The sequence below is a fragment of the Streptomyces sp. NPDC050806 genome, assembly GCF_055586425.1.
Genome location: NZ_JBVJIF010000001.1, coordinates 346,536 through 363,782 on the forward strand (window position 1 = coordinate 346,536; position 17,247 = coordinate 363,782).

17 protein-coding genes are annotated in these 17,247 nt (G+C 73.1%); 8 read left to right on the plus strand and 9 right to left on the minus strand.

Annotation, left to right across the window (positions count from 1 at the left end; all coding sequences use genetic code 11):
* Positions 1-94: 94 nt before the first annotated feature.
* Together ACZ6WH_RS01575 and ACZ6WH_RS01580 are read right to left on the minus strand one after the other, a co-directional pair.
* Complete coding sequence (locus tag ACZ6WH_RS01575) at positions 95-1,117, minus strand: ROK family protein (RefSeq protein ID WP_469725164.1); 1,023 nt, start codon at positions 1,115-1,117, stop codon at positions 95-97.
* A complete protein-coding gene (locus ACZ6WH_RS01580; RefSeq protein ID WP_469725165.1) occupies positions 1,114-1,824 on the minus strand; it encodes a GntR family transcriptional regulator in 711 nt (236 codons plus the stop codon). The genes ACZ6WH_RS01575 and ACZ6WH_RS01580 overlap by 4 nt, the downstream gene beginning before the upstream one ends.
* A 129-nt stretch (positions 1,825-1,953) precedes the next feature.
* Between ACZ6WH_RS01580 and ACZ6WH_RS01585 the strand changes: the two genes are divergently transcribed.
* Positions 1,954-3,354 (plus strand): sugar porter family MFS transporter, encoded by a 1,401-nt coding sequence (locus ACZ6WH_RS01585; protein ID WP_469725166.1) that lies wholly within the window; start codon positions 1,954-1,956, stop codon positions 3,352-3,354.
* A 7-nt stretch (positions 3,355-3,361) separates the two neighbouring features.
* Here ACZ6WH_RS01585 and ACZ6WH_RS01590 read toward each other — a convergent pair whose 3' ends face one another.
* Positions 3,362-4,660: an MFS transporter gene (locus ACZ6WH_RS01590; protein ID WP_469725167.1), complete on the minus strand. Its 1,299-nt coding sequence runs from the start codon at positions 4,658-4,660 to the stop codon at positions 3,362-3,364.
* Between the two features lie 413 nt (positions 4,661-5,073).
* Here ACZ6WH_RS01590 and ACZ6WH_RS01595 point away from each other — a divergent pair, with 413 nt between their 5' ends.
* The 3 genes from ACZ6WH_RS01595 (at position 5,074) to ACZ6WH_RS01605 (ending at position 8,347) form a co-directional block, all read left to right on the plus strand.
* The gene (locus ACZ6WH_RS01595; protein ID WP_361552423.1) at positions 5,074-5,343 is read left to right on the plus strand and encodes a hypothetical protein; all 270 of its coding nucleotides are present in this window, start codon (positions 5,074-5,076) and stop codon (positions 5,341-5,343) included.
* A 164-nt stretch (positions 5,344-5,507) separates the two neighbouring features.
* Complete coding sequence (locus ACZ6WH_RS01600) at positions 5,508-5,984, plus strand: hypothetical protein (RefSeq protein ID WP_469725168.1); 477 nt, start codon at positions 5,508-5,510, stop codon at positions 5,982-5,984.
* Positions 5,985-6,199: 215 nt separating this feature from the next.
* The gene (locus ACZ6WH_RS01605; protein WP_469725170.1) at positions 6,200-8,347 is read left to right on the plus strand and encodes a tetratricopeptide repeat protein; all 2,148 of its coding nucleotides are present in this window, start codon (positions 6,200-6,202) and stop codon (positions 8,345-8,347) included.
* 42 nt (positions 8,348-8,389) lie between these two features.
* Here ACZ6WH_RS01605 and ACZ6WH_RS01610 read toward each other — a convergent pair whose 3' ends face one another.
* From ACZ6WH_RS01610 to ACZ6WH_RS01630, 5 genes are all read right to left on the minus strand, one after another.
* Positions 8,390-10,351, minus strand: coding sequence for a SpoIIE family protein phosphatase (locus ACZ6WH_RS01610; protein WP_469725171.1), 1,962 nt, complete (start codon positions 10,349-10,351; stop codon positions 8,390-8,392).
* A 287-nt stretch (positions 10,352-10,638) separates the two neighbouring features.
* Positions 10,639-11,124 carry a DUF1269 domain-containing protein gene (locus ACZ6WH_RS01615; protein ID WP_432850502.1) on the minus strand — a complete coding sequence of 162 codons (486 nt, stop codon included), beginning with the start codon at positions 11,122-11,124 and terminating at the stop codon, positions 10,639-10,641.
* A gap of 64 nt (positions 11,125-11,188) precedes the next feature.
* A complete protein-coding gene (locus ACZ6WH_RS01620; protein ID WP_469725172.1) occupies positions 11,189-11,683 on the minus strand; it encodes an RDD family protein in 495 nt (164 codons plus the stop codon).
* A complete protein-coding gene (locus ACZ6WH_RS01625; RefSeq protein ID WP_469725174.1) occupies positions 11,680-12,483 on the minus strand; it encodes a hypothetical protein in 804 nt (267 codons plus the stop codon). Before ACZ6WH_RS01625 ends, ACZ6WH_RS01620 begins: the two co-directional genes overlap by 4 nt.
* 85 nt (positions 12,484-12,568) lie before the next feature.
* Positions 12,569-13,030 (minus strand): MarR family winged helix-turn-helix transcriptional regulator, encoded by a 462-nt coding sequence (locus tag ACZ6WH_RS01630; protein WP_469725175.1) that lies wholly within the window; start codon positions 13,028-13,030, stop codon positions 12,569-12,571.
* Between the two features lie 291 nt (positions 13,031-13,321).
* On the opposite strand from ACZ6WH_RS01630, the gene ACZ6WH_RS01635 reads away from it, so the two are divergent.
* A complete protein-coding gene (locus ACZ6WH_RS01635; RefSeq protein WP_469725176.1) occupies positions 13,322-13,513 on the plus strand; it encodes a ferredoxin in 192 nt (63 codons plus the stop codon).
* Between the two features lie 48 nt (positions 13,514-13,561).
* The gene (locus ACZ6WH_RS01640) at positions 13,562-14,779 is read left to right on the plus strand and encodes a cytochrome P450 (RefSeq protein WP_469725177.1); all 1,218 of its coding nucleotides are present in this window, start codon (positions 13,562-13,564) and stop codon (positions 14,777-14,779) included.
* A 75-nt stretch (positions 14,780-14,854) separates the two neighbouring features.
* Here ACZ6WH_RS01640 and ACZ6WH_RS01645 read toward each other — a convergent pair whose 3' ends face one another.
* Positions 14,855-15,370 (minus strand): DoxX family protein, encoded by a 516-nt coding sequence (locus ACZ6WH_RS01645; RefSeq protein WP_469725178.1) that lies wholly within the window; start codon positions 15,368-15,370, stop codon positions 14,855-14,857.
* A 175-nt stretch (positions 15,371-15,545) separates the two neighbouring features.
* Between ACZ6WH_RS01645 and ACZ6WH_RS01650 the strand changes: the two genes are divergently transcribed.
* Positions 15,546-16,487, plus strand: coding sequence for a metallophosphoesterase family protein (locus ACZ6WH_RS01650; RefSeq protein ID WP_469725179.1), 942 nt, complete (start codon positions 15,546-15,548; stop codon positions 16,485-16,487).
* Positions 16,484-17,152: a 4'-phosphopantetheinyl transferase family protein gene (locus tag ACZ6WH_RS01655; protein ID WP_469725181.1), complete on the plus strand. Its 669-nt coding sequence runs from the start codon at positions 16,484-16,486 to the stop codon at positions 17,150-17,152. The genes ACZ6WH_RS01650 and ACZ6WH_RS01655 overlap by 4 nt, the downstream gene beginning before the upstream one ends.
* The last annotated feature ends 95 nt before the right edge of the window (positions 17,153-17,247 follow it).

Below are 17,247 nucleotides of genomic sequence, written 5' to 3' on the forward strand. Positions count from 1 at the left end.
TGTGCGGGGCCGGGAGTGGTCTCGGTCATGCTCAGTCCCTCGTCGTCCTTGGTCGCGTACGTGCGGTGGTTGTTCTGCTCCGTGTGTCCCGTGCTCACCGGTGCTCCGTGCGCGGTTCGCCGGCGTCCGCGACGCCGTCCTCCTCCAGCAGCAGTGCCGCCGCGCCGACCACCGCGGCGCGCGGGCCGAGCGCCGCCGGTACGGGACGCAGCCCCGAGGGGCCCGGCAGCAGCTCCGCGGTGAACGCCTCGGTCAGCGGTTCCCAGAACGGTGCGCCGATCGAGGCGACCCCGCCGCCGACCACCACCCGTTCCGGGTCCACGGTGTTGACGAGCCCCGCCAGGGCACGGCCCAGCGCGCCCGCGCCCTCCGCGAGGGCGGCCCGGGCGGCCTCCGCACCCGTCCCGGCCGGCCCCTCGGCCAGTGCCGCGACCTTCCGGAGGTCGTGCACGTTCCCGTCCCCGGTCAGTTCGCGGAACCGGGCGGTGATGGCGGGGCCGGGCGCGACGGCCTCCAGGTGCCCCGGCCGGCCGCAGTTGCACGGCCGGCCCGCGGCTTCCGCCACCGCGAGGTGGCCGAACTCGCCCGCCGTCCAGTGCGCACCGCGCAACAGCCGCCCGCCGCTGACCAGCCCGCCGCCGATGCCGGTCCCCACGCTCACGTACAGCGCGGAGACGCACCCCGCGCCGGCGCCGTAGGTCTGCTCGGCCAGTGCGAAGACGTTCGCGTCGTTGTCGGCGGCCACCGGCAGCCCGAGCCGGCCGGCCAGCTCCTCGCCCAGCCGGGTGCCCGCCCAGCCGGGGAGCAGTGCGTTGGCCGACAGCACGACGCCACGGGCGCGGTCGATGACGCCGCCGGTGCCGATCCCGAGGCCCACCGCCCCCTCCCGGCCGGGCAGCTCGCGGACGGCCGCCGCGATGGCGTCCAGCACCGCGGTCCGGCCCTCGGCGGCGGGCGTGGGCCGGACGACCGTCGCGAGGAGGGTGCCGTCGGGCGCGACGACCCCGGCGGCGATCTTCGTTCCGCCGACGTCGACGCCGAGCAGCGGGCGCGGCGCGGGGGAGGCGGGCCCGGACTCCGGTACGTGCCGCGGTCGCGGCTCCCGCGCGGCCGTCACGGCTGCGCCCTGCGGACGGTGAAGCGGATGTCGTAGCGGTCGGCGCGGTAGATCGTGGTGGTCGCCTCGACGGGGGTGTCGCGGCGGTCCAGGCCGACCCGCTGCACCCGCAGCCCCGAGCTGCCCAGCGGCACGCCGAGGAGGGCCGACTCGGTCTCGTCGAGGTCGACGGCGCGGATGATCTGGTCGGCCGCGCGGATGTCGAGCCCGTAGCGCGCGTCGAGCAGGGCGTAGAGCGAGCCGTTCAGGTCCTCGTCGACGAGGCCGGGGACCCGGTCGGCGGGGAAGTGGACGTTCTCCAGGCACATGGGGGAGCCGTCCGCCAGCCGCAGCCGGGAGACCCGCACGACGTCGGAGTCGGGGGCGATGCCGAGCCGGTCGGCGATCTGCCGGCCGGCCCGTACCGTCCCAGCGGCCAGCAGCCGTGAGGCCGGTTCGAGGTCACGGGCGCGCATGTCCTCGGAGAACGAGGTGAGGGTGAGCGACTTGGACACCACGGGCGGGGCGACGAACGTCCCCGCGCCCTGCACCCGGTAGACGTTGCCCGCCGCTTCCAGCGCGTCCAGCGCCTGCCGGACGGTGTTGCGCGAGACCCCGTGGTCCGTGGCGATCTCCCGCTCCGTGGGCAGCGGCGTGTGCGGGGGAGCCCCGGCCGTCTCGGCCAGCAGCGCCAGCCGCAGTTCCTCGTGCTTGGCCTGTCGGGCCACGCTTCACCATCCCGGGTCGTTGTGATTGGTGCTGACCAATACCGAAATTATTACGGCAGATCTTGTGCAGCACCAAGCCGAGTGTCAGATTGGTACCTTCCAATCTCTGGCTGAGCGAAAGGAAGCGCGATGGCGTCGCTCGATACGGCAACGGTGACGCGGAGCGGCGGAGGCACCACACTGCGACCGGTGATCGGCGTGGCCCTGGTCACCGCGCTCGGCGGCCTGCTGTTCGGCTACGACACCGGCGTCATATCCGGCGCCCTGCTCACGATCGAGTCCGACTTCGGGCTCACGGCCTTCGGCTCCGGCGTCGTGGTGAGCGCCATCCTGGTCGGTGCGATGGCCGGCGCGGCCGCCGCCGGCAACCTCGCCGACCGCTACGGCCGCCGCCCCGTCCTCGTCGCCGCTGCGGGCATCTTCACCGCCGGCGCCGCCCTGGCCGCCCTCGCGCCGTCCGCCACCGTGCTCACGGCGGCCCGCCTCGTCCTCGGCCTGGGCATCGGTACGGCGTCCAACCTCGTCCCGGTCTTCCTCGCCGAGGTCGCCCCGCCCCGCTACCGAGGGCGGCTGGTGGGCCTCAACCAGCTGATGATCACGCTCGGCATCGTCCTCGCCTACGTGGCCAACTACGCCCTGGCACACGCCACTCACGGCTGGCGCTGGATGTTCGGCATCGCCGCCGTGCCCGCGCTGCTCTTCGGCGCCGGCATGCTGCTGATGCCCGAGTCCCCGCGCTGGCTGGCGCTGCGCGGCCGTACCGAGCGCGCCCGCGCTGTCCTGGCGCGGCTCCGCGGTCCCGGCGACCCCGCGGCGGTCGATGCGGAGCTGGCCGGGATGACGGCCGGGCGCGCGGACGGTACGGCGCCGGCCCGCCGTGGACGGTGGCGGGCCCTGGCCGGCCGCTCCGTGCGCCCGGCGATCATCGCGGGCGTGGGCCTGCAGATCCTCGGCCAGGCGTCCGGCGTCAACACCGTCATCTACTACGCCCCGAAGATCTTCGAGAGCAGCGGCCTCGGCTCCTCCTCGGCCGTCCTCGCCACCGTCGGCGTCGGCGTGGTCAACCTGGTGATGACCCCGGTCGGGATGCTCGCCGTCGACCGCATCGGCCGCAAGAAGCTGCTGGCGTCCGGCGCCGCGGTGATGACGCTCGCCCTCGCCGGGCTGGCGGCCACCCTCGCGGCCGGCGGCCGGGACTCCTCGTTCGGCTGGCTCGCCGTGGCGTTCGTGGTCCTCTTCATCGCCGCGGTCGCCACCACGCTCAACGTGGTCGTCTTCATCATCCCCTCCGAGCTGTACCCGCTGCGCATCCGGGGCACGGCCATGAGCGCCACCATGTTCGCCAACTGGACCATGAACTTCCTGGTCTCCCTCACCTTCCTCACCCTGCTCGACGCGCTCGGCGGGGCCGCCACCTTCACCGCGTACGCGGTGGTGTGCGCGCTGCTGACCCTGTTCACGGTCCGCTGCATCCCGGAGACCCGCGGCAAGAGCCTGGAGGAGATCGAGCGCGAGCTCACCCGGGTATGACGGCGCGTCAGCGGGTGGCCGCGCGCTCGGCCTCCACCTGCTGCAGCGACTTGCCCGCCGTGTTCGGCATGAACAGGCCGATGACGGCGCAGATGAGGAGCGAGGCGGTGAGGAAGGCGGCGACCGGCGCGATACCGGTGCTCGCCAGGGCGGGCACGAAGAACGACCAGATGCCGAGCACGACGCGGGAGGTGCCGAAGGTGATGCCCTGCGCCGTGCCGCGCAGCATCGTCGGGAAGACCTCCTGGCTGATCGTCTTGTAGACGGCCTCACCCGCCATGGCCTGGCCGACACCGAACAGCACCACGTTGAACACGATCACGGGCAGCGTGAACGGCAGGAAGAGGAAGACGCCGTACGCGCAGACCTGCATGACCGACCCCGCGATCCACATCGCCTTGCGGTACCGGTGGCCGCGGTCGGCGTACCGCATGTAGACCGCCACCGTACCGACGATCACCAGCGCGAAGCTGGCGCAGGAGAGGCCCACGCTGGTGGCCTGGCTGCCCGCGCCCAGGCTCTTGACCATGTACGGGGTGAAGATGCCGTTCGTGCCGGCCGCGAGGTTCCAGAAGAGGTAGATGCCGCCGGTGAACAGCAACGCCCGCAGATGGGCGCCGCGCAGCAGGTCACGCACCTTCGGGCGGGCGGCGGCACCGGCCTGCGCCGCGGTCCGCCAGACCGCCGACTCGACCATGCCGCGACGCATCGCGTACGTCACCAGCGCGACCACGAACAGGTGCAGGAAGACGATGCGGATGCCGAGCAGCCCGAGGTCGGACAGCGCCAGCGCCAGCAGCAGCACGACCACCGGGCCGAGGCTCCAGGTCACCTGTGTCAGCCCGAGCAGCTTGCCGCGCGCCTTGGCGGGCGAGAACTCACCGACGAGCGCGAGCGAGGTCGGCACGTCGGCACCGACGGCCAGGCCCACGATGAACGTGCCGGCGAAGAGCATCAGCGGGTTGACCGCGAAGGCGATGAGCAGGATGGCCGCCGCGTACACCAGCAGGTCGTACTGGTAAATGCGCTTGCGGCCGAGCTTGTCGCCCAGCCGCCCGCCGATGAACGCGCCGATCGCCGCGCCGATGGCGTTGGGGCCGATGGCGGTGAGCGCGCCGAGTCCGTTCTGGGAGAGGCCGAAGCGGTCCTGGAAGAAGGCGAGGCCGGAGCTGAGCGCGACGATCGACCCGGCGTCCAGGTACGACGCCATGCCGGCCAGCCCGGTCCACTTCCACTGCTGCCGCGATACGGCCCCGTCCCCGCCCGGGGCGTCCTCGGCGGGTGGGGTGCTCTGCAGGGATGTCACCTGGACTCCTTCGTCCTCGCACTGTCGTGAAGCGGGCTGCGCGAAGCAGCCGTGTTACGCCGTCTTGAAACGACTCAAACAATGAGTGCGTGTAGCTCGGGGGTCAATACCCAGTGTGCAACTTTCCTCTGAAACCTTTCAATAACTTCCTGGTGCTGCCGGGACGGGAGTGCCGACCGGGTGGGCCGGAGGTGAGCGCGACCGCGGGCCCGGCTTCCCCTCCGGGTCACCGGGCCGCCTCGCAGGCCCTCGCGAACCCTCTCCAAAAAGTGTCTCCAGGGGGTCACAAATGCCCTCTGGCCAGCGACTTTTGTCAGTGGGGCGGGGTAATATAGAAGCAGTGTTCGAGAGAGCCCACGGGGGGATCCGGGGCTCTCGACCACGACAGGAGGGACCCTGTGACGGCTGCCGCAATGACCCCGACGTCCGCTCTGTTCGACCTTCCGTACTCCCCGCTCGCCAAGAAGCCGCTGCCCGCCGGCCGGCCCCGCGAGTGGTACATCGCCCACAACCGCCGACTGAAGGCCATGCGCCTGGCCATCGCGCTGCTCGACTCCGGCGTGCACACGCCGGACCGCGCACCGAACCGGCTCATCCGCGACACCGCCGCGCTCGTCGGCATCCACCGCCCGTCCGACACCACCTGCCACATGGTCCGCACGCTGATGCGGTACACCCGCTGACATCACTCCTGAACGCACACGAAGGGGCGGCCCGCTCTCCCGGGCCGCCCCTTCCGCGTGTACGGCCCCGCCATACCGCCCGCCGCGCCGGGCTGTTGCTCCGCCGACTGCCGTGGTTCTCTGGGTACTTGACGTTGCACTCGGCGACGGGGGGAACGATCGCCATGACCGAACTCGCGGAACTGGCCTCGGCCGGTGCCCTTGCGGTGATCCAGGCCGCGGGCACCGACGCCTGGTGGACGATGCGGGACGGACTGGCCCGTGTGTTCGGGAGGGGAGACGCGGCCGAGGCCCGTGCCACCGCCGCGCGCCTCGACCGTACCGCCGCCGAACTGACCGCCGCCGACGACAACCAGTACCGTCCGGCCCGCGAAGCCGCCCGTGCCGCCTGGTGCGTACGCCTCACCGACCTGCTGGAGGGCATGCCGGAGGGCGAGCGCGCCGAAGCCGTGGAACAGCTCGCAACACTGCTCGCCGCCGTGCCGGCGCCCGGGGCACCCTCGCCGACCGCCGGCGACGGCGGACTGGCGGTGCACGGGGACGTGTCCGTACAGGCGGAAGGGGGGTCCGTCGCCGGTGGCGTCATCAACGGGGGCGTACGTGTCGGGGACCCTTCCCGGCCGGGTGGCACGCCGGGCTGAGGCCACCTGGAACGCCGCAACCGCACATCGAAGCCCGTACCTCACTCTTCGCGCACACCGGTGCGGTCGCCGCCGGGCGCGTCGGCGCCCTGCACGTCCATGCGGCCGTCCCGCCGGCGTCGGGTACGCCGGGGAGCCGGTCCCTCGCGGTACCCGCCGGGCGGCTGGACGACGCCTTCACCGGTCGCGAGCCGCTGCTGCGCGAGCTGGACCGGGTGCGGGGCGCCCCGCCGGGCGACTGCCGGAACCTGGTGCTGTGCGGTCTGGGCGGCTGCGGCAAGACCACCGTGGCGATCGCCGCCGCCCGCTCCGCCGCGCGGAACGGCGTCGAGGCGTGGTGGGTCTCGGCGGCCACTCGACCCGAACTCCACGACGGCATGCGCCAAGTGGCCGTACGGCTCGGCGCCGGCGACGCCGAACTCACCCGCGCCTGGAGCGGGATGGACAGCGCGACGGACCTGCTGTGGCGGATGCTGGGGCGGCATCCCCGGCCGTGGCTGCTGGTGGTCGACAACGCGGACGACCCGGAGCTGCTGGCCGCCGAGGGAGGCGCCTTCGCGGACGGGACCGGATGGCTGCGGCCGGTGGCCGCGGGGGCCGGGACCGTGCTCGTCACCAGCCGCCATCGCAATCCGCGGGCCTGGGGCGCCTGGTGGCGACTGCGGACGGTCGGCCCGCTGACCCGGCCGGAGGCCACGCGGGTCCTGATGCGGGTGGCCGGACCCGGTGCGGGCACAGCGGCCGACGCGGCGGCGCTCGCCGACCGGCTGGGGCGGCTGCCACTGGCACTGCGGCTGGCCGGGGCACAGCTCGCCGCGGCGTCCGGAGCCCCGTGGTCCGACGCCGTCACGACCTTCGACGCCTACGGGCGGCAGCTGGCGGCGGGCGGCTGGCAGCAGCTGTTGGAACCGGAGGAGGCCGCGATGGCCGAAGCGGACCGTGCGCCCCGGCGCATCGTCAGCCGGACCTGGGAACTCTCGTTGGACCACCTCGCCCGGCGGGGCATGCCGGAGGCGCGGGAACTGCTGAGGCTGCTCTCCTTCTTCGCCGAGGCGCCCGTACCGTACGCGCTGCTGACCCCGTCGGTCCTGGGTGCGCCCACCGGCGTACTGCCCGGCCTCGACGGAACCCGTCTGTGGCGGCTCCTGAGAGCGCTCGCCGACCTGCACCTCGTCGACATCCCGGAAAGCGGCCCCGGCGGCGCGCCGTCCGGGAACAGCGCCGGGAGCGAGGGCGCGGACGAGGCCCCGGACGACGACGGTGCCGAAGCGCCGCGCGACGCCGTTCGCCTCCACCCTCTGGTACGTGCCGCCGGCCGCCTCCGGGGCGAGGCGACGATGCGGCAGGCCGCGTACCTGGAGGCGGCGACGGACCTGCTCGTCTCGGCCACTCAGGGCGAGTCGCACGTCTCCCCGGAGGATCCGGCGCGCTGGCCGCTGTGGCAGGCGATCACACCCCATGCCCAGCACCTCCTGCGCGAGACCGGCGCACACGCGGCCGGTTCCGCACGGGCGGTGGCACAGGCGGTCCGGGTGGCCGTGGCCACCGGGCGCGCTCTCCGGGCCCGCGGGCTGTACGGCCAGGCCGAGGATACCTTCGCCGCCGCTTTCGAGACCGGACGGCGCGTCCTGGGTGAGGGGCACGACGCCACGCTGACCGCCCATCATGAGGTTGCCGCCATGCACCACGCCCGTGGCCGGCTGGCGGAGGCGGAAGGCGGTTTCCGGGACCTCGTGCGCCACCGGAGCGCGGCGCTCGGGCCGGACCATCCGCAGACACTCCTGGGCCGCCACATGCTGGCGTACGTCCGGCACGACCAAGGACGGCTCACGGAGGCGGAAGCGGAGTACCGGGCGGTGCTGCGGACCCGCACCCGCGTGCTGGGCGAGGCCGATCCGCTGACCATGGCCACCCGCTATCGCGTGGCCCGCGTCCTGGGTGACCTGGGCCGCCCGGCGGAGGCCGAGACCGAGTACGCGGCAGTGCTCGCCCTGCGGACCGAGGTGTTCGGCGCCGCACACCCCCGCACACTGATCGTGCGCCGCGAACTCGCCCGACTGCACCACGACATGGGCCGCCCGGACCTCGCCGGACCGGAATTCGACGAGGTCATCGCGGTGCAGCGGCGGGTGCTCGGCAACACCCACCGCGACACACTTCTCAGCCGCAGCTGCCGCGCGCGGCTCTGGCAGGCACAGGGCCGGACGACGCGGGCCGCAGTGGAGTTCCGGGAGGTGCTCCGGGACCTCGCCACGGTGATGGGGGAGGACCATCCGTACACCGTGACTGCCAGGCGCTACCTGGCAGAGGCGCTCGACGAACCGACCGGGCCACCCAGGACCGGCGGCAGGCCCCCCGGCTGATGCCGCATCCGGTCCGTGACGTACCCGGCCGGGCCTCCTCGGTCAGGGCAGGGCGACCGAGGGTGTTTTCGCCGGGGGGAGGGCCGGGGGGCGGTCGGTGTCCTGGGGCGGGGGGAGCAGGAGGGTGAACCAGACCGTCTTGCCGACGGTGGTGGGGCGGGTGCCCCAGGCGGCGGCGAGGGCCTCGACCAGGATCAGGCCGCGGCCGTTCTCCTCCATGCTCTCCGCGAGGCGGGCACGGGGCCGGGGCACGCTGTGGTCGCTGATCTCCACGCCCAGTTCGCGGACGCTGTGCCACACCCGCAGACCGATCGGCCCCTCCGCGTGGCGCACCCCGTTGGTGAGGAGTTCCGAGGCCAGCAGCAGTGCGGTGTCCGCCAGTCCCGCCAGGCCCCAGGCCTCCAGGTGCTGCCGCAGGAAACGCCGTCCGGCCGGTACCGAGACGGCCTCGCCTGGCAGCTCCGTCTCCGCGGTCTCCAACGGGGCCGTGGGGAAGCTGACGAGCAGCAGGGTCACGTCGTCGGCGTACGCCGCGGTGTCCGGCAGGAGGGTGTGCAGGACCCGGTCGGCGGCCTCCTCCAGGCCGTCGGCGGTGTCCCGCGACCCTTCGGCGGTGGTGGTGAACGACTGCTCCAGCGTGGTCGCCAGCAACGCCAGCTGGTGGTCGAGGTCGCCGTGCGCGGTCTCCACCACGCCGTCGGTGTACAGCGCGAAGGCCGTGCCCGCCCGGAGCGGGAAGCGGACCTGCTGGTGCGGTACGCCGCCCACGCCCAGGGGGATACCGGTCGGCATCGGCAGCTCACGGACCGGCGCGTCCGGCTCGATGAGGAGGACCGGCAGATGGCCGGCCGAACAGGCCGTCACCTCGCCCCGCGCCGGATCGGCCTCCAGGTAGACACAGGTGACGAACTGTTCGGGCAGGTCGTGGGTGAACGCGTCCAGGGCCCGCATCAGTTCCCACGGCGGAAGGCCGGCCAGCGCGAGGGCACGGGCAGCGGACCGCAGCTGGCCCATCACCACGGCCGCGTCCAGGCCGCGCCCCATCACGTCCCCGACGAAGACCCCAACCCGCCCGGCGCCCAGGTCGATCAGGTCGAGCCAGTCGCCGCCGACGCCCTGTCCCTGGGTCGACGGCAGGTACCGGCTGGCCGCCCGGGCCCCGGGGATCTGCTTCGATGCCCCCATGAGGTTCAGCGCCAGGGAGATGTGCCGTTGCTGTGCGTACAGTTCGGTCAGCTCCGCCTCGGCGCGTTTGCGGTCGGTGATGTCGCGCATGATGGAGCAGGCAGCGGTGATCCTGCCGTCCTGGGTGCGGATGGGCCACAGAGTGACGTCGATGTCCAGGACGCGCCCGTCCTTGGTGGTACGGCGGGTCTCGTAGTGCTCGATCCGCACGCCGCGGGCGATGCGCCCCAGCAGCTCGTCCTCCTCGCTCTTGAGGTCGGGGGGTACGAGCATGCCGACGTGGCGGCCGACGGCTTCGGCGGGTGCGTAACCGTAGAGGCGCTGGGCGGCCGCGTTCCAGAAGGTGATCTCCCCGCCGAGGGTCTTGATCAGGATCGCGTCCTGGGAGGACTCGACCACCACCGCCAGCTCGTCGACCCGTGCCTCGGCGCGTTTGCGGTCGGTGATGTCGCGCATGAGGGAGCAGGCGGCGATGACGGTGCCGTCCTCGCCGCGGAGGGGCCACAGGGTGACGTCGATGTCCAGGACGCGGGCGTCGCCGGTGGTACGGCGGGTCTCGTAGTGTTCGATCCACTCGCCGCGGGCGATGCGCCCCAGCAGCTCGTCCTCCTCGCTCTTGAGGTCGGGGGGTACGAGCATGCCGACGTGGCGGCCGACGGCTTCGGCGGGTGCGTAACCGTAGAGGCGCTGGGCGGCCGCGTTCCAGAAGGTGATGACCCCGTCGAGGGTCTTGATGAGGATCGCGTCCTGGGAGGACTCGACGAGCCCCTGGAACAGTCCGTACCGGCTCCCGTCGCCCCGCAGCGCTTCGATTGACAATTGGTGCCTCGCTTCACATGGCGGCGCCGCACTCGGGCGACGAGGCCACGGCCCCCTGTTCGCCCTGCGTTCCGCGCCGTCCAACACCTGCTGAGATGCCCGACATTGCAGCACATCGCCTGTCAGTAGCGTTAACTTGCAGGTATTTGACCGCGCCGGTTCGTAGTTGAACTCTTTATGCACCGCTCGGGAAGATCACGCAGCGCATTGGGACCACTGGAACCACCAGAAGCGATCCGGGGGAATTGCCGACGAACGGCAGCCGGTACGGCCCGTACCGGTCGGCCTCAGCTCTTCCGCAACGCGTCGATCAGCTCCTCCTCGCGGTCCTTCGTGAGCGACGTACGGAGCACGACGGGCTCGAAGGGGCGCAGCGCCTCCCGTACCCGGTCCGGTGTCGACCGCCGTACGAGGGCGAAGACCGCCGCCCTGCCCGGCTCCAGCGTGCCCGCCACCTCTTTGATGAACGCGTCGTTGACCCCGACGTCGGTGAGCTTGCCGAGGAGCCCGCCGGAGGCGGCTCCGACGGCCGCGCCGAAGACGGGCATCAGGAACAGCATGCCGAACAGCGTGCCCCAGAGGGCACCGCCCGCGGCCCCGGCGGCAGCGGGGTGGTACGTCTGCTGCACGTGGATCTTGCCGTCCTGCGTCCGCCAGGCCAGCGCGGCGTCCTCCAGGTCGAGCAGCTCCTGGCGGGAGAGGTCCTTCCCGAGCCGCATGACGGCCTCGGCCTTCTCCTTGTCGGGGAAGCCGAGCACGACGAGATCGGTCATCGCAACCTCCTACGGATCCGACGGATCCCGGGTCCCATTGAGCCGCCGTACGCGCCGCCGGGCGTCACCCGGAACGGGTGAGGTCGCGCCCCGGAGATCCGCGGTACCAGTCGTGCACCACCGTGCTGGCCGCGACCACGTCCTGGAGCGACCTGCCGTGCCGGCTGACCGGGATCCAGAGCAGGCCCCAGGGGAAGACGACGCACAGCACCGCCCGCAGCAGGGCGCGGCCGGGGCCGAGCGGCCGCCCCGACCGCCCGGCCACCCGAAGCCCCATGAGCCGGCCGCCGACGGTGCGGCCGGCCGTCAGCCAGCTTCCCGCGAGGTAGCCGACGGCGAGCGCGGCCGCGCACGCGGAGCTGACCCGGGGCGGCAGGTGCGGCAGGGCGAACGGCGGCCCGGTCACCATGAACCGGAGGGCGCCCGCGGCCAGCAGCGTCACGAGTCCGAGGGCGAGCACGACGCCGGTGTCGACGACGGCCGCGACGGCACGGGAGACGAGCCCGGCCGCCCGCCCCTGCATCGCGGCCGGGCCGGGCGGCGGCGCGGACGCCGTCACGGCGCCCCGGGGTGGGTGGGGCCCGGGGGAGGGGCGGGTGCGGGACCCGCGCCCTCGCCCCTGCGCAGCAGCCGTCCCGCGGCCCGGTTCACGAGGTGGTCGGCGCGCATGGCCCGGAGACGGAACGCGTCGACGGTCTCCTCGGCCATCCCGCCGCCCGTGTCCCGCACGATCCGGCCGATGTCGATCTCCTTGAGCACCTGCTCGACGATGGCCGCCAGATCGATCCGCGCCAGCACCGCGTCGATGTCGACACGCTCGGCGATCCGGTCCACGTCCACCCGCTCGGCCACGCGATGGACGTCGACCCGGTCCGCGATCCGGTTCACGTCCACCCGGTCCGCCACGCGGTGGACGTCGACCCGGTCCGCGATCCGGTCGACATCCACCCGCGCCACCACGGATTCCACATCGGCCCGCGCCACCACGGCGTCCACGTCCACGCGGTTCACCACGGCGTCCACGTCCACCCGTGCCACTGCCGCGTCGAGGTCCACCCGTGCCACCACGGCGTCCAGATCCAGTTGGTCGAGGACCGCATCGACCATGGCGCGAACCGCCGAACGAATCGTTGACCGGATCGCGGACCGCACCGTCGCCCGGAGCGAGGAGTGGACCGCCGTTCGCATCGCCGAGCGCGCCGCAGACCGGGCCGCGTCCGCCGCCTCCGTCACGCCGGCGGGTACGAGCCACCGTGTCACGGCCCGGCTCCAGGTGACGGCCCGTCCGCCGAGCGACACCGCGCCGAGCACGCCGTACTCGGCGTGCCGGCACAACGCCGCCCCGACATGCCCCTTCACCCCGGCATCGCAGCACACCGGCCGGCGGCCCGCCTCCTCCGTTGCGGGTGACCGGATCGGTGGCGGGGCGAGGCGGGGAGGCGGCTCAGCTCCGGTACACGTCCACGATCCGGTCGATCACCGCGGCGGTGGTGCGCAGTTCCTCCTCGGAGAAGCCGTGCAGCGCGTCGGAGAGCCACTGCCGGCCGGTCGCCTCGGCGCGCAGTACGACGTCCCGGCCCCGGTCGGTGACCTCGGCGCGGCGTACGCGCTGGTCCCCGGGCTCGGGCGTGGTCCGCACCAGGCCGAGGTCCTCCAGGCGCCGGACCTCGCGCGTCACGTGCGGGGCACGGACCAGCAGCGCCTCCGCGAGTTCGCCCATGCGCATGGGGGAGGGGGCGGCGGCGAGCGCCCGCAGCAGGGCGAGGGAGCCGCGGTCGACGGCTACTCCCGACTCCGAGCGGAGCCGCTTGTGTGTGCGGTTTCCGGCCATTACGTAGGCGAGGCCGGAGAGTGCGGCGTGCAGGTCGGTTATGGGTTCCCGGTCGGGGGTTTCGGTGTGGTCCACGCCCCGATCATGTCGCAGTGGCGGGGAGCGTGGGCAGCACGGGGCGCACATAAGGGCTGGCGAAAAACGTGCCTCTTGCACGTACCGGCTTGGACGAGGGGATTCCGGTGCGCTGATCGCGGTGTTAGCGTCAGCGGCACGTAGTTACTTTTGTTAAGTAATACGCAGGCAATGCCCGTCAAAGGAGTCGGCAAGAAACGCTCGAAGAAGTGTCAACTTCCGCTCTGTGCAACCGAATCAGCGGCCCTACCCGCGCGGAGTGCGCTCCGCGGGGGAGCAGGAGGAGAAACCGTGCGCATCATCATCGACGAGGACAAGTGCTGCGGTGCCGGGCAGTGTGTGCTGGCGGCGCCCGAGGTGTTCGACCAGCGGGACGAGGACGGCGTCGTGGTCCTGCTGGACGCCGAGCCGCCCGCCGACCAGCACGCGGCCGTCACGGAGGCCGCGCAGATCTGCCCCGCTGCGGCCATCGCGCTCGCCTGACCCACCGTCACCACCGGCTCCTGCCCGCCCCACCGTGGAAGGACAACCATGACCGAGGCTCCCGCCGCCCCTGCCCCCGCCCTCACCACCCGACGCGCCCCCGGCTGCCCCTTCGATCCGCCTCCCGTGACCCAGGAGCTGCGCGAGCAGGCGCCCGTGACCCGTGTGTCGTTGTGGAACGGCTCGACGGCGTGGCTGGTCACCCGGCACGAGGAGCAGGTCGCGGTGTTGCGCGACCCGCGGATCAGCGCGGACAGCCGGCATCCCGGCTACCCCAGCGTCAGCGCGTCGTTCGAGGCGACCCGGGCCCACAACCGCACGTTCATCACGATGGACGAGCCCGAACACAACGCCCAGCGGCGCCGGTTCACCGGTGACTTCACCATCAAGCGCACGCAGGCCCTGCGGCCGCGCATCGAACGGATCATCACCGACCTGCTGGACTCCATGGAGCAGACGGGCCCGCCGGCCGATCTGGTCACCGCGTTCGCGCTGCCCCTGCCGTCCCTCGTGATCTGCGAACTGCTCGGCGTGCCGTACGAGGACCACGACTTCTTCCAGCGGTGCAGCGCCGTCATGATCGACACCCGCAGCGCGCCGGAGGCCGCCCTCGCCGCCTCCCAGGAGCTGCTCGACTACCTCGAAAAGCTCGTGGAGGCCAAGGCGGCAGAGCCCGGCGACGACCTCCTGAGCCGGCTCGCCGCGCAGTACCTGCTCACCGGCGAGAGCACCGTCGACGAGTGCGCCAAGCAGGCCCGGCTGCTGCTGGTCGCCGGGCACGAGACCACCGCCAACATGATCGCGCTCGGCACCTGCGCCCTGCTCCAGCACCCCGAGCAGCTGGCCGCGGTCCGGGACGGCAGCCCGCAGCGGGTCGCGGGCGCGGTCGAGGAGCTGCTGCGGTACCTGACCATCACGCACATGGGGCGGCGCCGCGTCGCGGTCGCCGACATCGAGGTCGGCGGGCAGCTCATCCGGGCCGGTGAGGCCGTGATCTGCGCCAACGACCTGGCCAACCGGGACCCCGAGGTCTTCGCCGACCCCGACCGGCTCGACGTGGACCGGGCCGCCCGGGCACACCTCGCCTTCGGGTCGGGCCCCCACCAGTGCCTGGGCCAGAACCTCGCCCGCATCGAACTCCAGCTCGCCTACCCGGCGTTGCTGCGCCGCTTCCCGGGCCTCCGGGTGGACCGCCCCCTGGAAGAGCTGCCCTTCCGTACGGACATGGCGGTGTACGGCCTGCACGAACTGCCGGTCAGCTGGTGAGACCCGGGCCGGCCCCACGGATCCGGCCGTGCCGGGTACGGACCCGTGGGGCCGGCCGGTACGTCAGCGGTGCGGTCAGCCGACCGGGAGCCGGCTGCTGATCTTGTGCGTCCTGCGGGCCGTACGGGCCCGCAGGGCCGCCTCCCGGCGAGCCTGGTGCGCCGCGTGCCGGCCCTGCCAGGCGAGCGACGGCTTGCCGTGGGTGTCGGCGCCGGCGATCAGCAGCCCGCCGAGCATGGAGAGGTTCTTGAGGAACTGGATGCGATCCTGAGCGCGCGTCTGTTCGTCCTCGGCCTCCCAGAACCGGTGCCCGGCGAGCGTCGTCGGCACCAGCGTGGCGGCGATCGCCAGCGCGGACAGCCGCGGCAGCCGGCCGATCGACAGCAGCGAACCGGCGACCAGCTGGACGCCGCCGCTGAGCTTGACGAGCTGTTCGGTCTCCTGCGGCAGGCCGGGTACGCGCCGGGCGATCGGCCGGACCACCGGCTCGGCGGCCGGAACGAGGGGCTCGGGATTGCGGAAGGTCTGGTAGCCCTGAATGACGTAGGTCGAGGCCAGCATGGGCCGGGCGAGAAGTCGCAGTAGAGGCATGGCCCACGAGTGCCCCCTTCGGCCGGTCCTCATCCCTCGCTCCGGCCCTCGCCGCTCGGATGGGCCACATCGTGGACCGTACGGTTGCGGACGGCCGCCGCACACCGTAGGGGTGGCGGGGCTCTGGGGTCGGCGGGCCCTTCACTCTTCGCCCGGCACGGTCTTTACTTCAGTCGTGAGCTATGAGATCCGTACCCTCCCCGGCGGCGCCCGGACCGTCCACCCGCAGCCCGGACCGCCCCGGGACGACCGGGCCGGCCGGGTGGTGGCCGTCAGCGACCTGCACGTCCGGTACGCGGAGAACCGCGACATCGTCGAACGGCTGGAACCGGAGTCGGCCGACGACTGGCTGCTGGTCGCCGGGGACCTCGGCGAGTACGTCGCGGACATCCGCTGGGCCCTGGAACGGCTCGTCGAGCGCTTCGCCAAGGTCGTCTGGGTGCCGGGCAACCACGAGCTGTGGACGCCGGGCGACGACCCGGTGCAGCTCCGCGGCGTCGCGCGCTACGAGCATCTGGTCGGCATCTGCCGGGAGCTGGGCGTCGTCACCCCCGAGGACCCGTATCCCGTGTGGGAGGGCGAGGGCGGTCCGGTCGTCGTGGCGCCCCTGTTCCTGCTCTACGACTACACCTTCCGTCCGGCGGGGACGGCCACCAAGGAGGCGGCGCTCGCCGTGGCCGAGAAGGCGGGCATCGTCTGCACCGACGAGTTCTTCCTGCACCCCGACCCCTACCCGACGCGGGACGCGTGGTGCCGGGCCCGGCTGGCGGCCACCGAGGCCAGACTCGCCGCCGTCCCGGAGGGCCTGCCCACCGTCCTGGTCAACCACTTCCCGCTCGTCCGCGAGCCGGTACGGCCGCTGCGGTACCCGGAGTTCGCGCTGTGGTGCGGTACGGAGGCGACGGCCGACTGGCCGCGCCGGTTCCGCGCCACCACGGTCGTCCACGGCCATCTGCACATCCCCCGGCTGGTGATGTGGGACGGCGTGCCCCACCAGGAGGTGTCCCTCGGCTACCCCAGGGAGTGGCGGCAGCGGTCCGGCCCCCAGGGGCGGCCCGTCCAGATCCTCCCGCCCGTGACCGCACCGGCCGCCGCGCCCAGCGGGAGCCCCGCGTGATCGACAAGCTGCTGCCCGCCCCCGTGGTCACCGCCGAGACCTGCCACGACGCGCCGGTCTCGGAGATGTTCCCCGAGGAATGGGCACTGGTGGCCCAGGCCGTACCGAAGCGACAGCTGGAGTTCGGCACCGTACGCGGCTGCGCCCGCGAGGCGCTCGGGCGGCTGGGGTTCGCGCCCGCCCCGCTGCTGCCGGGCGCCGACCGTGCGCCGCAGTGGCCGGACGGTGTCGTGGGGGCGCTGACCCACTGCGACGGCTACCGCGCCGCCGCGGTCGCCCGCGCCACCGACGTGCTGACGCTCGGCCTGGACGCGGAGCCGCACGCGCCGGTGGCCGACCCCGGCGTACTGGAGCTGATCGCCCTCCCCGGGGAACGGACCGAGGTCACCCGGCTGACCGCGCAGGTCCCCGAGGTGTGCTGGGACCGGCTGCTGTTCAGTGCGAAGGAGAGCGTCTTCAAGGCCTGGTATCCGCTCGCCCGCCGCTGGCTGGGTTTCGAGGACGCGCGGATCACCCTGGACCCGACGGACGCCACCTTCACCGCCCGGCTCCTCGTCCCGGGGCCGGTGGCCGAGGGCCGGGAGCTCACCGGATTCACCGGCCGGTGGCTGATCGAGTCGGGGCTGGTGACGACGGCCGTGGTGGTGCCGGCGAGCCGTATCTGAGCATCCCGCGGTCCCTGTCACGTGCGGGGATGCGGGGCGCGAAGCGCGGGCGCAGCCTGGAGGGGGAGGGCGTGCGGGGGAGCATAACGAAACGT

What these genes read in the sequence shown, in the direction of transcription:
- ACZ6WH_RS01585 (WP_469725166.1), top strand. Translation starts at nt 1,954, where the DNA reads ATGGCGTCGCTCGATACGGCAACGGTGACGCGGAGCGGCGGAGGCACC.
- ACZ6WH_RS01595 (WP_361552423.1), top strand. Translation starts at nt 5,074, where the DNA reads ATGACCCCGACGTCCGCTCTGTTCGACCTTCCGTACTCCCCGCTCGCC.
- ACZ6WH_RS01600 (WP_469725168.1), top strand. Translation starts at nt 5,508, where the DNA reads ATGACCGAACTCGCGGAACTGGCCTCGGCCGGTGCCCTTGCGGTGATC.
- ACZ6WH_RS01615 (WP_432850502.1), bottom strand. Translation starts at nt 11,124, where the DNA reads ATGACCGATCTCGTCGTGCTCGGCTTCCCCGACAAGGAGAAGGCCGAG.
- ACZ6WH_RS01640 (WP_469725177.1), top strand. Translation starts at nt 13,562, where the DNA reads ATGACCGAGGCTCCCGCCGCCCCTGCCCCCGCCCTCACCACCCGACGC.
- ACZ6WH_RS01645 (WP_469725178.1), bottom strand. Translation starts at nt 15,370, where the DNA reads ATGCCTCTACTGCGACTTCTCGCCCGGCCCATGCTGGCCTCGACCTAC.